Below are 13,793 nucleotides of genomic sequence, written 5' to 3' on the forward strand. Positions count from 1 at the left end.
CATGAAAGCATCTGAACTCCGTGGCAAGGATCAGGCGGCTCTGCAGAAGGAGCTGAACGAACTGCTTAAGGCGCAGTTCAGCCTGCGCATGCAGATCGCAACGCAGCAACTGAACAATACCGCTCAACTCAAGAAGGTGCGTCGCGACATCGCACGCGTCAAAACGGTCATGAATCAGAAGGACGCCAAGTAATGAACGATCAAGTAAAACAGTCGCTCAAGCGCACGCTGATTGGTAAGGTCGTCTCGGACAAGATGGACAAGACCGTGACCGTTCTCGTAGAGCGTCGCGTAAAGCACCCTCTCTATGGCAAGATTGTCGTGCGCTCGAACAAATATCACGCGCATGATGAAAACAACCAGGCGAAGGAAGGTGATACCGTCGAAATTCAGGAAGGCCGCCCGATCTCCAAGACGAAAGCATGGTCTGTGACTCGCGTGGTCCAGGTTGCGCAAATCGTCTAAATAGTTGTTGCAAGCCCGGTATTTTGCTGTCATAATTCCGGGCTTGGCTCTTGCTAAAGTGTTTCGGCGGGAGCGAGTTGCGGCACCCTGCAGTTCGACAAATCAGCAGTTGTACTACGCTGCAGTAGTTTTTGTAACCGTCCACCTAATCGGCACGACTACGTAAGGTTGTGCTGGCGGGACCAAGACTGACCGCAAGCCCGCGTGGGCGGATAAGCGGATTAAGTTGGGAAAGAGAATACTATGATTCAAACTGAAAGCCGGCTCGAGGTAGCCGACAACACAGGTGCGCGTGAAGTTATGTGCATTAAGGTGCTTGGTGGTTCCAAGCGTCGTTATGCCAGTATTGGTGACGTGATCAAGGTCACTGTCAAGGCCGCGGCTCCGCGTGGACGCGTTAAGAAGGGCGAGATCTATAACGCCGTTGTCGTGCGCACCGCAAAAGGCGTGCGTCGTCAGGATGGCTCGCTGGTCAAATTCGATGGCAATGCGGCGGTGTTGCTGAATAACAAGCTCGAGCCGATCGGCACCCGTATTTTTGGGCCGGTGACGCGCGAGCTGCGCTCGGAGCGGTTCATGAAGATCGTCTCGTTGGCGCCTGAAGTTCTGTAAGGAGTCGTCATGGATAAGGTTCGCAAAAACGACGAAGTGATCGTCCTGACTGGTAAAGATAAAGGCAAGCGTGGTGTTGTGAAGCAGCGCGTGGATGCCAACTACGTTGTGGTCGAGGGTGTTGGTGTCGCCAAAAAGGCTGTTCGCCCCAACCCGATGACTGGTACTACTGGTGGCATCGTCGATAAGCTGATGCCGATTCATGTGTCCAACGTTGCATTATTTAATGCGACGACGGGCAAGGCAGATAGCGTCGCCTTTAAGACTGTGGATGGCAAAAAAGTCCGAGTTTATAAGTCGAACGGTGAAGTCGTTAAGGTGTAAGACATCATGGCCCGTCTCCAACATTTTTACAAAGATAAAGTCGTCGCTGACTTGACCAGCAAGTTCGGGTACAAATCAGTGATGGAAGTGCCTCGCCTGACGAAGATCACGCTGAATATGGGTCTCTCGGAAGCGGTGGCCGATAAGAAGGTGATCGAGCACGCTGTCGGCGATCTGACGAAGATCGCAGGTCAGAAGCCGGTCGTTACCAAGGCTCGCAAGGCGATCGCTGGTTTTAAGATTCGCGAAGGTTACCCGATCGGGTGTATGGTGACCCTCCGCGGTGCTCGGATGTATGAATTCCTGGATCGTTTGATCACCGTGGCCTTGCCGCGTGTTCGTGATTTTCGTGGTGTGTCCGGTCGCTCATTTGATGGTCGTGGTAACTACAACATCGGCGTGAAAGAGCAGATTATTTTCCCCGAGATCGAGTACGACAAAATCGATGCGCTACGTGGCATGAACATCAGCATTACCACGACAGCGAAGACCGACGATGAAGCGAAGGCGCTTCTCGCCGCATTTAAATTCCCGTTCAGAAACTGAGGCTGCCATGGCAAAACTGGCACTGATTAACCGTGAACAAAAGCGCGCCGAACTGGTAAAGAAGTATGCAGGCAAGCGCGCCGAGTTGAAGGCAATCATCGACGATCAATCGAAATCGGAAGAAGAGCGCTATGAGGCGCGCCTGAAGTTGCAGGCTTTGCCGCGCAATGCTAATCCGACGCGTCAACGCAACCGCTGCGCTATGACCGGTCGTCCGCGCGGCACATTCCGTAAATTCGGTTTGGCCCGTATCAAGCTCCGTGAAATCGCCATGCGCGGCGAGATTCCGGGTATGACCAAAGCTAGCTGGTAATAGGAGAATAAGCGATGAGTATGAGCGATCCTATCGCCGATATGCTGACACGTATTCGCAATGCACAAGGCGTGCAGAAGTCGACGGTTGCAATGCCGTCTTCTAAAGTCAAGGTGGCAATTGCGAATGTTCTGAAAGACGAAGGCTATATCGAAGACTTCGCCGTTTCCCAAGCTGAAGGTAAAGCGGAGTTGAAGATTGGTCTGAAATATTACGCAGGCCGCCCTGTCATTGAGCGTCTTGAGCGCGTGTCCCGTCCTGGTCTCCGGATTTACAAAGGCAAGGATGAGATTCCGCAAGTGATGAACGGCCTCGGTGTAGCGATTGTGTCGACGCCGAAGGGTGTGATGACAGACCGCAAAGCGCGCGCAACCGGTGTCGGTGGCGAAGTTATTTGCTACGTGGCCTAAGGAGTGCAAGATGTCTCGTGTAGGTAAAATGCCGATTGCACTGCCGACGGGCGCGGAAGCGACCATTTCTGCAGAGCAAATCACTGTTAAAGGCCCGCTGGGCACACTGAGTCAGAGTCTCAATGGATTGGTAAGGATCGAGAACGAAAACGGCACGCTGAAGTTTTCGCCGGCAAACGACAGCCGCGAAGCCAATGCAATGTCCGGTACGTTGCGTGCCCTGGTCAACAACATGGTTACGGGCGTGACTAAGGGCTTCGAGAAGAAGCTTTCGCTGGTTGGCGTGGGCTTCCGTGCCCAGGCGCAAGGCGACAAGCTGAACCTCTCTCTCGGCTTCTCCCATCCGGTTGTCCACCAGATGCCTGCAGGCGTTAAGTGTGAAACTCCTTCTCAGACTGAAATTCTGATCAAGGGTGTGGACAAGCAGAAGGTCGGTCAGACCGCCGCCGAAGTTCGCGCGTACCGCAGTCCTGAGCCGTATAAGGGCAAGGGCGTCCGCTATGTGGACGAAGTGGTGACGCTCAAAGAAACCAAGAAGAAGTAATAGGGGTTGACGATGGACAAGAAAGAATCACGTCTGCGCCGTGCGCGCCAAACCCGCGCGAAGATCGCAGAGTTGAAAGTAAATCGCTTGGCCGTGCATCGCACTAACCTGCACATTTACGCGAACATCATTGGTCCGGACGCGCGTGTGTTGGCATCTGCATCTACGCTCGAAGCAGAAGTGCGCCAAGAGTTGGCAGGAAAACCTGGCAAGGGCGGCAACGCTGCTGCTGCTGCTTTGATCGGTAAGCGCGTAGCGGAGAAGGCCTTGAAGGCGGGAATCTCGGAAGTGGCCTTTGACCGCTCCGGTTTCCGTTACCACGGCCGAGTCAAGGCAGTGGCGGAAGCGGCTCGCGAAGCCGGTCTGAAGTTCTAAGGAAGAATCGTCATGGCAAAAATGCAAGCAAAGACGCAGCAAGGCGAAGAGCGCGACGACGGTATGCGCGAGAAAATGATCGCGGTGAACCGAGTGACCAAAGTGGTCAAGGGTGGCCGCATCATGGGTTTCGCAGCGCTGACAGTCGTCGGTGACGGCGACGGACGCATCGGTATGGGTAAAGGCAAGTCGAAGGAAGTGCCTGTTGCTGTTCAAAAGGCGATGGAAGAGGCGCGCCGCAAGATGGTTAAAGTGTCCCTCAAGAACGGCACCTTGCAGCACACTGTCACCGGGAAACATGGTGCTTCGACCGTCATGATTTCGCCGGCGAAGGACGGTACTGGCGTTATCGCAGGCGGTCCGATGCGCGCGATCTTCGAAGTAATGGGTGTTACCAACGTTGTCGCAAAGTCCTACGGCTCGACGAATCCGTACAACATGGTACGTGCCACGTTGAACGGCCTCGCCAGCATGAGCACGCCGTCGGAAGTCGCAGCGAAGCGCGGTAAGTCTGTTGAAGAAATTCTCGGCTAAGGTGATCCGAATGGCAAACACAATTAAAGTGAAACTGGTCAAGGGGCTGATCGGCACACGCCAGGACCACCGCGCAACGGTTCGCGGCCTCGGCCTGCGTCGCGTGAATTCTGTGTCGGAGTTGCAAGATACTCCGGCAGTGCGCGGCATGATCAACAAGGTTTCGTATCTCGTTAAAGTGGTGTCGTAAGCGTAAAGCTTGCGTACGGAGCAAATCATGGAATTGAATAACATCCAACCGGCAGAAGGTGCCAAGCACGCGAAGCGCCGAGTCGGTCGTGGCATCGGCTCTGGCCTTGGCAAAACGGCAGGACGTGGCCATAAGGGCCAAAAGTCCCGTTCGGGCGGCTTCCATAAGGTCGGTTTCGAAGGCGGTCAAATGCCGCTGCAGCGCCGTCTGCCAAAGCGCGGATTCAAGTCGCTTGCTACTCCTTACAAGGCAGAGGTTCGTCTTGGTGACCTCGAGAAGCTTCCCGTGGCTGAGATCGACATGCTGGCATTGAAGCAAGCAGGCTTGGTATCCGAGTTGGCACGCGTCGTTCGTGTCATCAAGGCCGGAGAAATCAGCAAGAAGGTCACCGTCAAAGGTTTGATCGCCACAAAGGGCGCAAAAGCCGCTATTGAAGCAGCGGGTGGCTCGGTTGCGTAAGCAACCGATTTTGTCGGAGCGATAATTGGCGACAACTTCCCAACTCGCTAAAAGCGCTGCAAGCGGTTTCCCTTGGGGACGCCTCTGGTTTCTGCTTGCGGCTTTAGTCGTTTATCGTATCGGCGCGCATATTCCGGTTCCCGGGATAGATCCAAGTCAACTGGCGGAGCTGTTCAAGCAAAACCAGGGCGGGATCCTAGGCATGTTTAACATGTTCTCCGGCGGTGCGCTTTCACGCTTTACGATTTTCGCGCTGGGGATCATGCCGTATATTTCGGCATCGATCATCATGCAGTTGATGTCGATAGTTTCGCCTCAGCTGGAAGCGTTGAAGAAGGAAGGTGAAGCCGGACGGCGGAAGATTACGCAGTACACCCGTTACGGCACGCTTGTTCTGGCGACATTCCAAGCCCTTGGTATTGCAGTCGCTCTCGAAAGCCAAGCTGGATTGGTGATTGATCCTGGTGTCGCATTCCGCTTTACGACCGTTGTAACGCTTGTCACCGGAACCATGTTCCTGATGTGGCTCGGTGAACAGATCACGGAGCGCGGCCTGGGTAATGGTATCTCAATCATTATCTTCGCTGGTATCGCAGCAGGACTTCCAAGCGCGGTTGGTGGATTGTTTGAACTTGTCCGCACCGGTTCGATGAACGCGCTGTCGGCAATTCTGATTTGCGTTATCGTCGCTGCCGTAACGTTCTTGGTCGTCTTTATCGAGCGCGGGCAGCGCAAGATCTTGGTGAATTATGCAAAGCGCCAAGTGGGAAACAAAATCTACGGTGGACAGAGTAGCCATCTGCCGTTGAAGCTGAATATGGCCGGTGTGATTCCGCCAATCTTTGCTTCGTCGATTATTCTGTTTCCAGCGACGATCACGAGCTGGTTCACGTCTGGTGATGCAACTAACGGATTCATTCGGTTTTTGAAGGATCTTGCTGCATCGCTGGCGCCTGGTGAGCCGATTCATGCGCTGTTGTACGCCGTGGCGATCGTATTCTTCTGCTTCTTCTATACTGCGCTGGTGTTTAACAGCAAAGAGACGGCGGAGAATCTGAAGAAGAGCGGTGCGTTTGTTCCCGGTATTCGACCAGGTGACCAGACGGCGCGCTACATCGACAAAATTCTGATGCGTTTGACGTTGGTCGGTGCGGTGTACATCACGCTGGTGTGTTTGCTGCCAGAGTTTTTGATCGCACGCTGGAAAGTGCCGTTCTACTTTGGTGGTACCTCCTTGTTGATTATTGTCGTGGTGACGATGGACTTCATGGCGCAAGTACAGAATTACGTGATGTCGCAGCAGTATGAGTCGCTGCTTCGTAAGGCGAATTTCAAGGGCGGCATCCCGATGCGATAAAGCGCCCAGAAGAACGAGCGAAACGAATGGCAAAAGACGACGTAATTCAAATGCAGGGCGAGATTCTTGAGAATCTCCCGAATGCGACATTTCGAGTCAAGTTGGAAAACGGGCATGTGGTCCTGGGACACATCTCGGGAAAGATGCGGATGAACTATATTCGTATCCTTCCTGGCGACAAGGTAACGGTGGAACTGACGCCATATGATTTGAGCCGGGCACGCATCGTGTTCCGTACAAAGTAAGTTACAAGTAACCAAGAGCTGAAAGAAAGAGGGCAAAAATGAAAGTGCTCGCATCAGTTAAGCGGATCTGCCGCAACTGTAAGATCATCAAGCGCAAAGGCGTTGTTCGCGTTATCTGCAGCGAACCGCGTCATAAGCAGCGCCAAGGTTAATTAACGTTATTGATCGAGGAATAACGAATGGCACGTATCGCAGGGGTGAACATCCCCAATCACCAACACACCGTTATCGGCCTGACCGCCATTTATGGTATTGGCCGTCCGCGCGCACAGGAAATATGCGAACAGACCGGTGTTCCGACCACGAAAAAGGTCAAGGATCTCGACGATAACGAACTGGAAAAGCTGCGCGATGCAATCGGCAAGTTCGTCGTCGAGGGCGACCTGCGCCGCGAAGTGTCGATGAGCATCAAGCGATTGATGGACCTCGGCTGCTATCGCGGGTTGCGTCACCGTAAGGGCTTGCCTTGCCGCGGTCAGCGTACGCGTACTAACGCGCGCACCCGTAAAGGACCGCGTAAGGCCGCTCAGTCGCTGAAGAAATAATCGAGCACAGTTTGACTCGTAGTCGGATTCAAGGAAATTAATATGGCAAAAGCCCCGAATAACGCCGCAGCTGCACGTGCGCGTAAGAAAGTTAAAAAGAACGTTGCTGAAGGCGTAGCGCATATCCACGCGTCGTTCAACAACACCATTATTACGATCACTGACCGCCAAGGAAACGCACTGTCGTGGGCGACCTCTGGTGGCGCGGGCTTCAAGGGTTCGCGCAAGTCGACTCCGTTTGCAGCGCAGGTTGCTGCTGAAGCGGCAGGTAAAGTCGCGATTGAGTACGGCGTGAAGAACCTCGAGGTTCGCATCAAGGGGCCGGGCCCGGGCCGCGAATCGGCTGTCCGCGCACTGAACAATCTTGGTATCAAGATCACCCAGATTCAAGACGTGACACCGGTTCCGCATAACGGCTGCCGTCCGCCGAAGCGCCGACGTATTTAAGTCCTGATTGTAGTTTTAACAGTAAGCGACCCGCCATAAACACTTGGCGGGTTTTGTTCTTAAGCCCACCGTCCGATTGAAGCTGAGTCGGACTAGCGCCTGGAAGATCGAATATATTCAGCGGTCTTGTCGGGGCGTCATTCAATAAAAGGAAATTAACGTGGCACGTTATATTGGACCGAAAGCAAAACTCTCCCGCCGTGAAGGCACAGACCTTTTCCTGAAGAGCGCCCGCCGCTCCCTGGATTCCAAGTGCAAGCTTGATTCAAAGCCGGGTCAACATGGTCGCACTTCCGGCGCACGTACCTCCGACTATGGTAACCAGCTGCGTGAGAAGCAGAAGGTGAAGCGTATCTACGGCATCCTCGAGCGTCAGTTCCGCCGCTATTTTGCTGAAGCGGACCGCCGCAAGGGCAACACTGGTGAAAACCTGTTGAAGCTGCTCGAATCGCGTCTCGATAACGTCGCATATCGGATGGGCTTCGGCTCAACCCGCGCCGAGGCACGTCAGCTTGTGAGTCACAAGGCGTTCACGGTGAATGGCTCGGTTGTGAACATCGCGTCGTATCAGGTCAAGGCAGGCGATGTCGTAGCAGTCCGCGAAAAGGCCAAGAAGCAGGCGCGTATCATTGAAGCGCTGTCGCTCGCAGAGCAAAGCGGTATGCCGTCTTGGGTGTCTGTAGATGCGAAGAAGATGGAAGGTACCTTCAAGTCGATGCCGGACCGTTCCGAAATCGCTAACGACGTCAACGAATCGCTGATCGTCGAATTGTATTCCCGCTAATCCGGATTCCCCGTCCGCCTCATCCTCGATGAGGCGGATTTCTTTGTAATGCCATCAGCCTTATCGGTGTAACGAGCCGAGGGTATTGAAAAGGACATTTCATGCAAAACAGTCTGTTGAAGCCCCGCATTATCGAAGTTGAGGCACTCGGTGCCGGTCACGCTAAAGTGGTGATGGAGCCGTTTGAACGCGGCTATGGTCACACCCTCGGTAATGCCCTGCGTCGTGTGCTGCTGTCGTCGATGGTTGGTTATGCACCGACTGAAGTGACGATTGCCGGCGTGGTTCACGAGTATTCATCCCTTGACGGCGTTCAGGAAGACGTGGTTGACATGCTGCTGAACCTGAAGGGCGTCGTGTTCAAGCTCCACAACCGTGATGAAGTCACACTGACGCTAAAGAAGGAAGGCGAAGGTGCGGTTCTGGCATCCGATATTGACTTGCCGCACGACGTCGAGCTGGTCAATCCGGACCATGTGATCGCACATCTGACCGCCGGCGGCAAGCTGGACATGCAGATCAAGGTTGAGAAAGGCCGCGGATACGTTCCGGGCAACGTGCGCCGCCTGTCCGAGGACGCGAACAAGACGATCGGCCGTATCATTCTCGATGCGTCGTTCTCCCCTGTTCGTCGTGTTTCTTATGCTGTTGAGTCTGCACGCGTGGAGCAGCGTACTGACTTGGACAAGCTGGTGATGAACATCGAAACTAATGGTGTGATTTCGCCAGAGGAAGCGATTCGCCAATCCGCACGTGTTCTGGTCGACCAGTTGAACGTGTTTGCTGCACTCGAAGGCACTGAAGCTGCCGCCGAGGCGCCTTCCCGCGCGCCTTCGGTGGACCCGATCCTGCTGCGTCCGGTCGACGATCTGGAATTGACTGTTCGCTCCGCAAACTGCCTGAAGGCCGAGAATATTTACTACATCGGCGATCTGATCCAGCGTAGCGAGAACGAACTGCTCAAGACGCCGAACCTGGGCCGCAAGTCGCTCAATGAGATCAAGGAAGTTCTCGCATCCCGTGGGCTGACTCTTGGCATGAAACTCGAAAACTGGCCGCCTGCTGGTCTGGAGAAATAAATCAATCAGGAGCGGTTATAATGCCGCTCCTGATTGTTGAGGCAGTAACGTAACAACGAGTGTTACCGGCCCGCGTCGCGCTGATGCGTGAACGATAGAAGAGCTGGACCTAAAACTGATAATTGAAAGGAAATTACTATGCGCCACCGTCATGGCCTTCGCAAACTGAACCGTACTTCGTCGCACCGCCTCGCAATGCTGCGCAACATGACTGTTTCGCTGCTGCGTCACGAAGCAATCAAGACCACGCTGCCGAAGGCAAAAGAATTGCGCCGTGTCGTTGAGCCGATCCTTACGCTCGGCAAGACCGATAGCTTGGCAAACAAGCGTCTGGCATTCAGCCGCCTGCGCGATCGCGAAATTGTTGTCAAGCTGTTCGCCGAGCTGGGCCCACGTTACGCAAACCGAAATGGTGGCTATCTGCGAATCCTGAAAATGGGTTTCCGCCAAGGCGACAATGCGCCGATGGCTTTCGTTGAACTGGTTGACCGTCCGGAAATCAGCGACGAAGCTGAAGTGGCGACCGCCGAGTAATTTGGTCGTTGTCATCGAGCACATCAAAAAAAGCCAGGCGATGCCTGGCTTTTTTGTTTTCGATGCGCTTCTTGCTTTTTCGAGCGTGATCGCACATTTGGGAGATAACTTGCCGCATGAATGAATACGACATTTTGTCAGTCGTCGGCCTCCGTAAGTCCTACGGCAAGGGGGCGAGGCGTACGGTTGTGGTGGATGGATTGTCGTTCAGCCTGCGACGCGGGGAGTGTTATGGGCTCCTTGGCCCCAACGGGGCGGGCAAGACGACGACGCTGAGACTCTGTCTGGGTCTGACCGCACCCGATGACGGGCAGATTACGCTCGTCGGACAGTCGGTCCCCGCGAATGCTCGAGCGGCGCGCCTGCGCGTCGGCGTTGTTCCACAAGCAGATAATCTGGACCCCGACTTCACAGTAGTTGAGAACCTGTTGGTTTTCGGTCGCTACTTTGGTATGCGAGATCATGAGATCGAGGCAAGGATTCCGGCTTTACTGGAGTTTGCCAGTTTGTCTGCGAAGAAAGACGCTCGAATCGGCGAGCTTTCCGGTGGCATGAAGCGAAGGCTGACCCTCGCACGTGCGCTGGTCAACGATCCGGATCTGATTTTCATGGACGAGCCGACGACCGGTCTCGATCCACAAGCCCGCCATTTGATCTGGGATCGGCTCAAGACGCTGCTTGGCCAAGGGAAGACGATTGTCCTGACCACGCACTTCATGGACGAGGCAGAGCGCTTGTGTGATCGGCTGGCCGTAATCGATCACGGCAAAATGATTGCTGAGGGGACGCCACGCGATCTCATCAGGCAACATATTGAAGCCGAGGTGGTCGAAGTCTATGGTGACGAAGCGCTCGGTTGGGGGCACGAGGAGGGAAGGTCGCGGTCAGTCCGGATGGAAATCAGTGGGGAGACGGTGTTCTGTTACACGAATGATGCGGGCCCTCTGCTCGGAACCCTTCAGGGCCGCCATGGAGTCCGCTACCTGCATCGTCCGGCGAATCTCGAGGATCTGTTTCTCAAGTTGACCGGCCGGGAAATGAGGGACTGATATGCGTGCTGCAACTTACGCGCTCCCGGTTTTCTCGTTGCGCTTCTTTCCCATCTGGCGGCGCAATTTCCTCGTCTGGAAAAAGCTGGCTGGAGCCAGCATTCTAGGAAACATCGCAGAACCGCTCATTACGCTGATCGCGTTTGGTTATGGACTTGGGAGCCTGTTGCCGAGTGTAGAGGGGATGCCGTACATCGAATTCCTCGCCTCGGGCTCCATCTGCATGTCGATCATGATGGCAGCATCGTTCGAAGCCCTTTACTCCGCCTTCTCGCGGATGCACGTCCAGAAGACCTGGGATGCGTTGCTGAATGCACCGCTCGATCTGGACGACGTCGTCTTTGCCGAGATGCTGTGGGCGGCAACGAAGTCACTGTTCTCGGGACTGGCGATCTTGCTGGTCATTTTCACGCTCGGGATCGGTTTGCAGCCGCATACCGTTATGGTGCCAGCGATTCTGTTTCTGATCGGTATGACCTTTGCGTCTCTCGGCCTGATTATTAACGCCTTGGCACGCGGGTACGACTTTTTTACCTATTACTTCACGCTGGTATTGACGCCGATGATTTTCCTGTCGGGCGTGTATTATCCGACGACGCAGTTGCCAGCTTGGCTGCAGTCAGTTGCGCAAACTCTGCCGTTAAGTGCCGCGGTCAACTTGGTCCGACCGCTGTTGCTGGGCTCGTGGCCACCAGAGTTCTTCAAGAATATTGCCGTTTTGGCGGGCTATTGCATTGCCGGTTTCTACATTGCGACGGTGCTAACGCGTCGTCGGCTCTTAGAATAATCGTTGTCTTAAGGAACTAATGATGGATCAGACGCTCATCGTCTTGGTGAATGTACCGGATGAACTTACCGCACACAGCATGGCTCGCGCCCTTGTCGAGGCGCGCGTCGCGGCATGCGTAAATGTGTTGCCGGGAGTACGATCTGTCTATCGTTGGCAAGGAGCGATCGAGGAAGCATCCGAAGTAACGATTCTGATCAAGACAACGCAGGCGCGTTACGCCGAGCTCGAAAATGCAGTGAAGGCGGCGCATCCATACGATGTGCCGGAACTTATTGCGCTGCCGATCGTTGCAGGTTTACCGGCGTATCTGGCTTGGGTTGCCACGGAAACGAAAAAGGAAGTCGATGTTTAAGGTATTCAAACAACAACAAGCTGGTTTCCTGGCCAGGCACCTGATGCTTGCAGTACTCACGTTTCTTGTCTTACTGGCCGGCGGACCAGTCCGTGCCGACGAAGAATTCCTCGCTCCCGAGGCTGCTTTCAAGTTTTCGGCGCGCATGCTGGATGCCAAGACGGCTGAAATCACGTACACGATCGCCGACGGCTACTATATGTATCGCGAACCTTTCGCCTTCAAGGCCGATGGCGCGACGCTCGGCGCGCCGGTGGTCCCGAAAGGCAAAGTGAAGTTCGACGACACCTTCCAGAAGGACGTCGAGACGTTCCGGAAGGCGGTCGTCATCACGATCCCGGTCGAGGCGGGTAGTGAATTTACATTGACGTCGACCGGGCAGGGCTGTGCCGACAAGGGACTGTGTTATCCGCCAATGGAGTCACGCGTGAGGTTGTCGCCAGCGACGGGCATGATGACTACGTCGGCCAATGCCGGCGCGCGCGAGGATGTGGCGGGCGATTCCGAAATGAGTCGGATCGAGGCTTCCCTCAAGAGTGGCGAGCTGTTGGCGATCCTGCCGCTGTTTCTGTTGATGGGCCTGGGACTGTCGCTTACGCCCTGCGTGCTGCCAATGGTGCCGATCCTGTCCTCCATCATCGTCGGGGAGGGACACAAAGTCAGCCGTGGGCGTGGTTTCGCGCTTTCTGCAGCGTATTCGCTTGGTATGGCACTCGTCTACACGGCGCTTGGCATTGCTGCCGGACTGGCGGGCGAAGGCTTGGCAGCGGCATTGCAGAATCCTTGGGTGCTCGGTTCGTTTGCCCTATTGATGACCGTCCTGTCGCTGTCGATGTTCGGTGTTTATCAATTGCAGGTTCCCGCTTCGGTACAGGCGCGTCTGGCCCAGGTGTCCGGGCGTCAGGCCCCCGGCAAAATGGCCGGTGTATTTTCGATGGGCGCGATTTCTGCGCTGATCGTTGGACCGTGTGTGGCAGCACCGCTTGCTGGCGCCTTGCTTTTCATTAGCCAGACTCGTGATGTCCTGATCGGCGGCGCTGCGTTGTTCGCGATGGCCGTTGGCATGAGTGTGCCATTGCTGCTGGTCGGCATATCCGCTGGCGCACTGTTGCCGCGTGCCGGTGCATGGATGGAGTCGGTGAAGTATTTCTTCGGCGTACTGATGCTGGGGATGGCGATATGGATCGTCACGCCGGTGATTCCCGGCTGGGTACCGATGGTCGGATGGGCTGCCCTGGGCATCGTCTATGGCGGATACCTGCTGTGGTCCAAGCAGAAACGCTGGATTGCGAAGTCGGTCGGTGTTGTCTTTGCTGCTTTCGGACTGCTGCAACTTGCCGGTGTTGTCACCGGCGGTCGCGATCCGCTGGAACCCTTGACGCACTTGGGCGCAAGCACGCACAAGGTTGAATTCCAGCGGGTGAAATCGATTGGTGAGCTGGATGCCGCAATCGCTCAATCGAAGGGAAAGACCGTCATGCTCGACTTCTATGCGGATTGGTGCGTGTCATGCAAGGAAATGGAAAAGCTGACATTCACCGATTCGCGCGTGCAGGGTTACTTCAAGGACATGGTTCTGCTGCAGGCAGACGTCACAGCGAATAATGACGATGACAAGGCGCTGCTCAAGCGCTTCAAGCTGTTCGGTCCGCCGGGGATTATCTTTTTCGACAAGGAAGGACGCGAGATCCAAGGCGGCCGCGTGATCGGGTACCAGGATGCGGCCAAGTTCACGCGGGCATTGGAGCTGGCGACCAGTTTCTGATTGCTCTGAGCTGCCGTGGCGCCGATGGCATTCTATGCTGCACGGCCAAAGCGATGTCATTAAAAGAGCACTCG

24 protein-coding genes are annotated in these 13,793 nt (G+C 55.1%); all 24 read left to right on the forward strand.

Annotation, left to right across the window (positions count from 1 at the left end):
- Nucleotide 1: 1 nt before the first annotated feature.
- The 24 genes from rpmC (at nucleotide 2) to dsbD (ending at nucleotide 13,719) form a co-directional block, all read left to right on the forward strand.
- Nucleotides 2–193 (forward strand): 50S ribosomal protein L29, encoded by a 192-nt coding sequence (gene rpmC / locus ACYVIA_RS11485; protein WP_460840863.1) that lies wholly within the window; start codon nucleotides 2–4, stop codon nucleotides 191–193.
- The gene (rpsQ, locus tag ACYVIA_RS11490) at nucleotides 193–465 is read left to right on the forward strand and encodes a 30S ribosomal protein S17 (RefSeq protein ID WP_460840866.1); all 273 of its coding nucleotides are present in this window, start codon (nucleotides 193–195) and stop codon (nucleotides 463–465) included. Before rpmC ends, rpsQ begins: the two co-directional genes overlap by 1 nt.
- 243 nt (nucleotides 466–708) lie before the next feature.
- Nucleotides 709–1,077: a 50S ribosomal protein L14 gene (gene rplN, locus ACYVIA_RS11495; RefSeq protein ID WP_460840868.1), complete on the forward strand. Its 369-nt coding sequence runs from the start codon at nucleotides 709–711 to the stop codon at nucleotides 1,075–1,077.
- 9 nt (nucleotides 1,078–1,086) lie between these two features.
- Nucleotides 1,087–1,401 (forward strand): 50S ribosomal protein L24, encoded by a 315-nt coding sequence (gene rplX / locus ACYVIA_RS11500; RefSeq protein WP_460840870.1) that lies wholly within the window; start codon nucleotides 1,087–1,089, stop codon nucleotides 1,399–1,401.
- 6 nt (nucleotides 1,402–1,407) lie between these two features.
- The gene (gene rplE, locus ACYVIA_RS11505; protein ID WP_460840872.1) at nucleotides 1,408–1,947 is read left to right on the forward strand and encodes a 50S ribosomal protein L5; all 540 of its coding nucleotides are present in this window, start codon (nucleotides 1,408–1,410) and stop codon (nucleotides 1,945–1,947) included.
- 7 nt (nucleotides 1,948–1,954) lie between these two features.
- Nucleotides 1,955–2,260 (forward strand): 30S ribosomal protein S14, encoded by a 306-nt coding sequence (rpsN, locus tag ACYVIA_RS11510; RefSeq protein ID WP_460840873.1) that lies wholly within the window; start codon nucleotides 1,955–1,957, stop codon nucleotides 2,258–2,260.
- 14 nt (nucleotides 2,261–2,274) lie between these two features.
- Complete coding sequence (gene rpsH, locus ACYVIA_RS11515) at nucleotides 2,275–2,670, forward strand: 30S ribosomal protein S8 (RefSeq protein ID WP_460840875.1); 396 nt, start codon at nucleotides 2,275–2,277, stop codon at nucleotides 2,668–2,670.
- Nucleotides 2,671–2,680: 10 nt separating this feature from the next.
- The gene (gene rplF / locus ACYVIA_RS11520) at nucleotides 2,681–3,214 is read left to right on the forward strand and encodes a 50S ribosomal protein L6 (RefSeq protein ID WP_460840878.1); all 534 of its coding nucleotides are present in this window, start codon (nucleotides 2,681–2,683) and stop codon (nucleotides 3,212–3,214) included.
- A 12-nt stretch (nucleotides 3,215–3,226) separates the two neighbouring features.
- A complete protein-coding gene (gene rplR, locus ACYVIA_RS11525; RefSeq protein WP_460840880.1) occupies nucleotides 3,227–3,589 on the forward strand; it encodes a 50S ribosomal protein L18 in 363 nt (120 codons plus the stop codon).
- A gap of 12 nt (nucleotides 3,590–3,601) precedes the next feature.
- Entirely contained in the window at nucleotides 3,602–4,123 is a 522-nt protein-coding gene (gene rpsE, locus ACYVIA_RS11530) for a 30S ribosomal protein S5 (RefSeq protein WP_460840882.1), read from the forward strand.
- Nucleotides 4,124–4,133: 10 nt separating this feature from the next.
- Nucleotides 4,134–4,313: a 50S ribosomal protein L30 gene (rpmD, locus tag ACYVIA_RS11535; protein ID WP_040039196.1), complete on the forward strand. Its 180-nt coding sequence runs from the start codon at nucleotides 4,134–4,136 to the stop codon at nucleotides 4,311–4,313.
- 27 nt (nucleotides 4,314–4,340) lie between these two features.
- A complete protein-coding gene (gene rplO, locus ACYVIA_RS11540; protein WP_460840885.1) occupies nucleotides 4,341–4,772 on the forward strand; it encodes a 50S ribosomal protein L15 in 432 nt (143 codons plus the stop codon).
- 25 nt (nucleotides 4,773–4,797) lie between these two features.
- Entirely contained in the window at nucleotides 4,798–6,129 is a 1,332-nt protein-coding gene (secY, locus tag ACYVIA_RS11545; RefSeq protein WP_460840887.1) for a preprotein translocase subunit SecY, read from the forward strand.
- A 26-nt stretch (nucleotides 6,130–6,155) separates the two neighbouring features.
- Entirely contained in the window at nucleotides 6,156–6,374 is a 219-nt protein-coding gene (gene infA, locus ACYVIA_RS11550) for a translation initiation factor IF-1 (RefSeq protein WP_005663428.1), read from the forward strand.
- Nucleotides 6,375–6,412: 38 nt separating this feature from the next.
- Nucleotides 6,413–6,526, forward strand: coding sequence for a 50S ribosomal protein L36 (gene rpmJ, locus ACYVIA_RS11555; protein ID WP_460840889.1), 114 nt, complete (start codon nucleotides 6,413–6,415; stop codon nucleotides 6,524–6,526).
- Nucleotides 6,527–6,553: 27 nt separating this feature from the next.
- Nucleotides 6,554–6,919, forward strand: a complete 366-nt coding sequence (gene rpsM / locus ACYVIA_RS11560) for a 30S ribosomal protein S13 (protein WP_460840890.1) — start codon at nucleotides 6,554–6,556, stop codon at nucleotides 6,917–6,919.
- Nucleotides 6,920–6,961: 42 nt separating this feature from the next.
- Entirely contained in the window at nucleotides 6,962–7,366 is a 405-nt protein-coding gene (gene rpsK / locus ACYVIA_RS11565; protein WP_460840892.1) for a 30S ribosomal protein S11, read from the forward strand.
- Between the two features lie 160 nt (nucleotides 7,367–7,526).
- Entirely contained in the window at nucleotides 7,527–8,150 is a 624-nt protein-coding gene (gene rpsD / locus ACYVIA_RS11570; protein WP_460840894.1) for a 30S ribosomal protein S4, read from the forward strand.
- Between the two features lie 101 nt (nucleotides 8,151–8,251).
- Complete coding sequence (locus ACYVIA_RS11575; RefSeq protein WP_460840895.1) at nucleotides 8,252–9,229, forward strand: DNA-directed RNA polymerase subunit alpha; 978 nt, start codon at nucleotides 8,252–8,254, stop codon at nucleotides 9,227–9,229.
- 138 nt (nucleotides 9,230–9,367) lie between these two features.
- A complete protein-coding gene (gene rplQ / locus ACYVIA_RS11580) occupies nucleotides 9,368–9,763 on the forward strand; it encodes a 50S ribosomal protein L17 (RefSeq protein WP_460840897.1) in 396 nt (131 codons plus the stop codon).
- A gap of 116 nt (nucleotides 9,764–9,879) precedes the next feature.
- Entirely contained in the window at nucleotides 9,880–10,812 is a 933-nt protein-coding gene (locus ACYVIA_RS11585) for an ATP-binding cassette domain-containing protein (RefSeq protein WP_460840899.1), read from the forward strand.
- 1 nt (nucleotide 10,813) lies between these two features.
- Nucleotides 10,814–11,599, forward strand: coding sequence for an ABC transporter permease (locus ACYVIA_RS11590; RefSeq protein ID WP_460840900.1), 786 nt, complete (start codon nucleotides 10,814–10,816; stop codon nucleotides 11,597–11,599).
- Between the two features lie 22 nt (nucleotides 11,600–11,621).
- Nucleotides 11,622–11,954, forward strand: a complete 333-nt coding sequence (gene cutA / locus ACYVIA_RS11595; RefSeq protein WP_460841081.1) for a divalent-cation tolerance protein CutA — start codon at nucleotides 11,622–11,624, stop codon at nucleotides 11,952–11,954.
- Nucleotides 11,947–13,719, forward strand: coding sequence for a protein-disulfide reductase DsbD (dsbD, locus tag ACYVIA_RS11600; RefSeq protein WP_460840902.1), 1,773 nt, complete (start codon nucleotides 11,947–11,949; stop codon nucleotides 13,717–13,719). The genes cutA and dsbD overlap by 8 nt, the downstream gene beginning before the upstream one ends.
- The last annotated feature ends 74 nt before the right edge of the window (nucleotides 13,720–13,793 follow it).

It is taken from the genome of Noviherbaspirillum agri (genome assembly GCF_054780595.1).

What these genes read in the sequence shown, in the direction of transcription:
- rpmC (WP_460840863.1), top strand. Translation starts at nt 2, where the DNA reads ATGAAAGCATCTGAACTCCGTGGCAAGGATCAGGCGGCTCTGCAGAAG.
- rpsQ (WP_460840866.1), top strand. Translation starts at nt 193, where the DNA reads ATGAACGATCAAGTAAAACAGTCGCTCAAGCGCACGCTGATTGGTAAG.
- rplN (WP_460840868.1), top strand. Translation starts at nt 709, where the DNA reads ATGATTCAAACTGAAAGCCGGCTCGAGGTAGCCGACAACACAGGTGCG.
- rplX (WP_460840870.1), top strand. Translation starts at nt 1,087, where the DNA reads ATGGATAAGGTTCGCAAAAACGACGAAGTGATCGTCCTGACTGGTAAA.
- rplE (WP_460840872.1), top strand. Translation starts at nt 1,408, where the DNA reads ATGGCCCGTCTCCAACATTTTTACAAAGATAAAGTCGTCGCTGACTTG.
- rpsN (WP_460840873.1), top strand. Translation starts at nt 1,955, where the DNA reads ATGGCAAAACTGGCACTGATTAACCGTGAACAAAAGCGCGCCGAACTG.
- rpsH (WP_460840875.1), top strand. Translation starts at nt 2,275, where the DNA reads ATGAGTATGAGCGATCCTATCGCCGATATGCTGACACGTATTCGCAAT.
- rplF (WP_460840878.1), top strand. Translation starts at nt 2,681, where the DNA reads ATGTCTCGTGTAGGTAAAATGCCGATTGCACTGCCGACGGGCGCGGAA.
- rplR (WP_460840880.1), top strand. Translation starts at nt 3,227, where the DNA reads ATGGACAAGAAAGAATCACGTCTGCGCCGTGCGCGCCAAACCCGCGCG.
- rpsE (WP_460840882.1), top strand. Translation starts at nt 3,602, where the DNA reads ATGGCAAAAATGCAAGCAAAGACGCAGCAAGGCGAAGAGCGCGACGAC.
- rpmD (WP_040039196.1), top strand. Translation starts at nt 4,134, where the DNA reads ATGGCAAACACAATTAAAGTGAAACTGGTCAAGGGGCTGATCGGCACA.
- rplO (WP_460840885.1), top strand. Translation starts at nt 4,341, where the DNA reads ATGGAATTGAATAACATCCAACCGGCAGAAGGTGCCAAGCACGCGAAG.
- infA (WP_005663428.1), top strand. Translation starts at nt 6,156, where the DNA reads ATGGCAAAAGACGACGTAATTCAAATGCAGGGCGAGATTCTTGAGAAT.
- rpmJ (WP_460840889.1), top strand. Translation starts at nt 6,413, where the DNA reads ATGAAAGTGCTCGCATCAGTTAAGCGGATCTGCCGCAACTGTAAGATC.
- rpsM (WP_460840890.1), top strand. Translation starts at nt 6,554, where the DNA reads ATGGCACGTATCGCAGGGGTGAACATCCCCAATCACCAACACACCGTT.
- rpsK (WP_460840892.1), top strand. Translation starts at nt 6,962, where the DNA reads ATGGCAAAAGCCCCGAATAACGCCGCAGCTGCACGTGCGCGTAAGAAA.
- ACYVIA_RS11575 (WP_460840895.1), top strand. Translation starts at nt 8,252, where the DNA reads ATGCAAAACAGTCTGTTGAAGCCCCGCATTATCGAAGTTGAGGCACTC.
- rplQ (WP_460840897.1), top strand. Translation starts at nt 9,368, where the DNA reads ATGCGCCACCGTCATGGCCTTCGCAAACTGAACCGTACTTCGTCGCAC.
- ACYVIA_RS11585 (WP_460840899.1), top strand. Translation starts at nt 9,880, where the DNA reads ATGAATGAATACGACATTTTGTCAGTCGTCGGCCTCCGTAAGTCCTAC.
- ACYVIA_RS11590 (WP_460840900.1), top strand. Translation starts at nt 10,814, where the DNA reads ATGCGTGCTGCAACTTACGCGCTCCCGGTTTTCTCGTTGCGCTTCTTT.
- cutA (WP_460841081.1), top strand. Translation starts at nt 11,622, where the DNA reads ATGGATCAGACGCTCATCGTCTTGGTGAATGTACCGGATGAACTTACC.
- dsbD (WP_460840902.1), top strand. Translation starts at nt 11,947, where the DNA reads ATGTTTAAGGTATTCAAACAACAACAAGCTGGTTTCCTGGCCAGGCAC.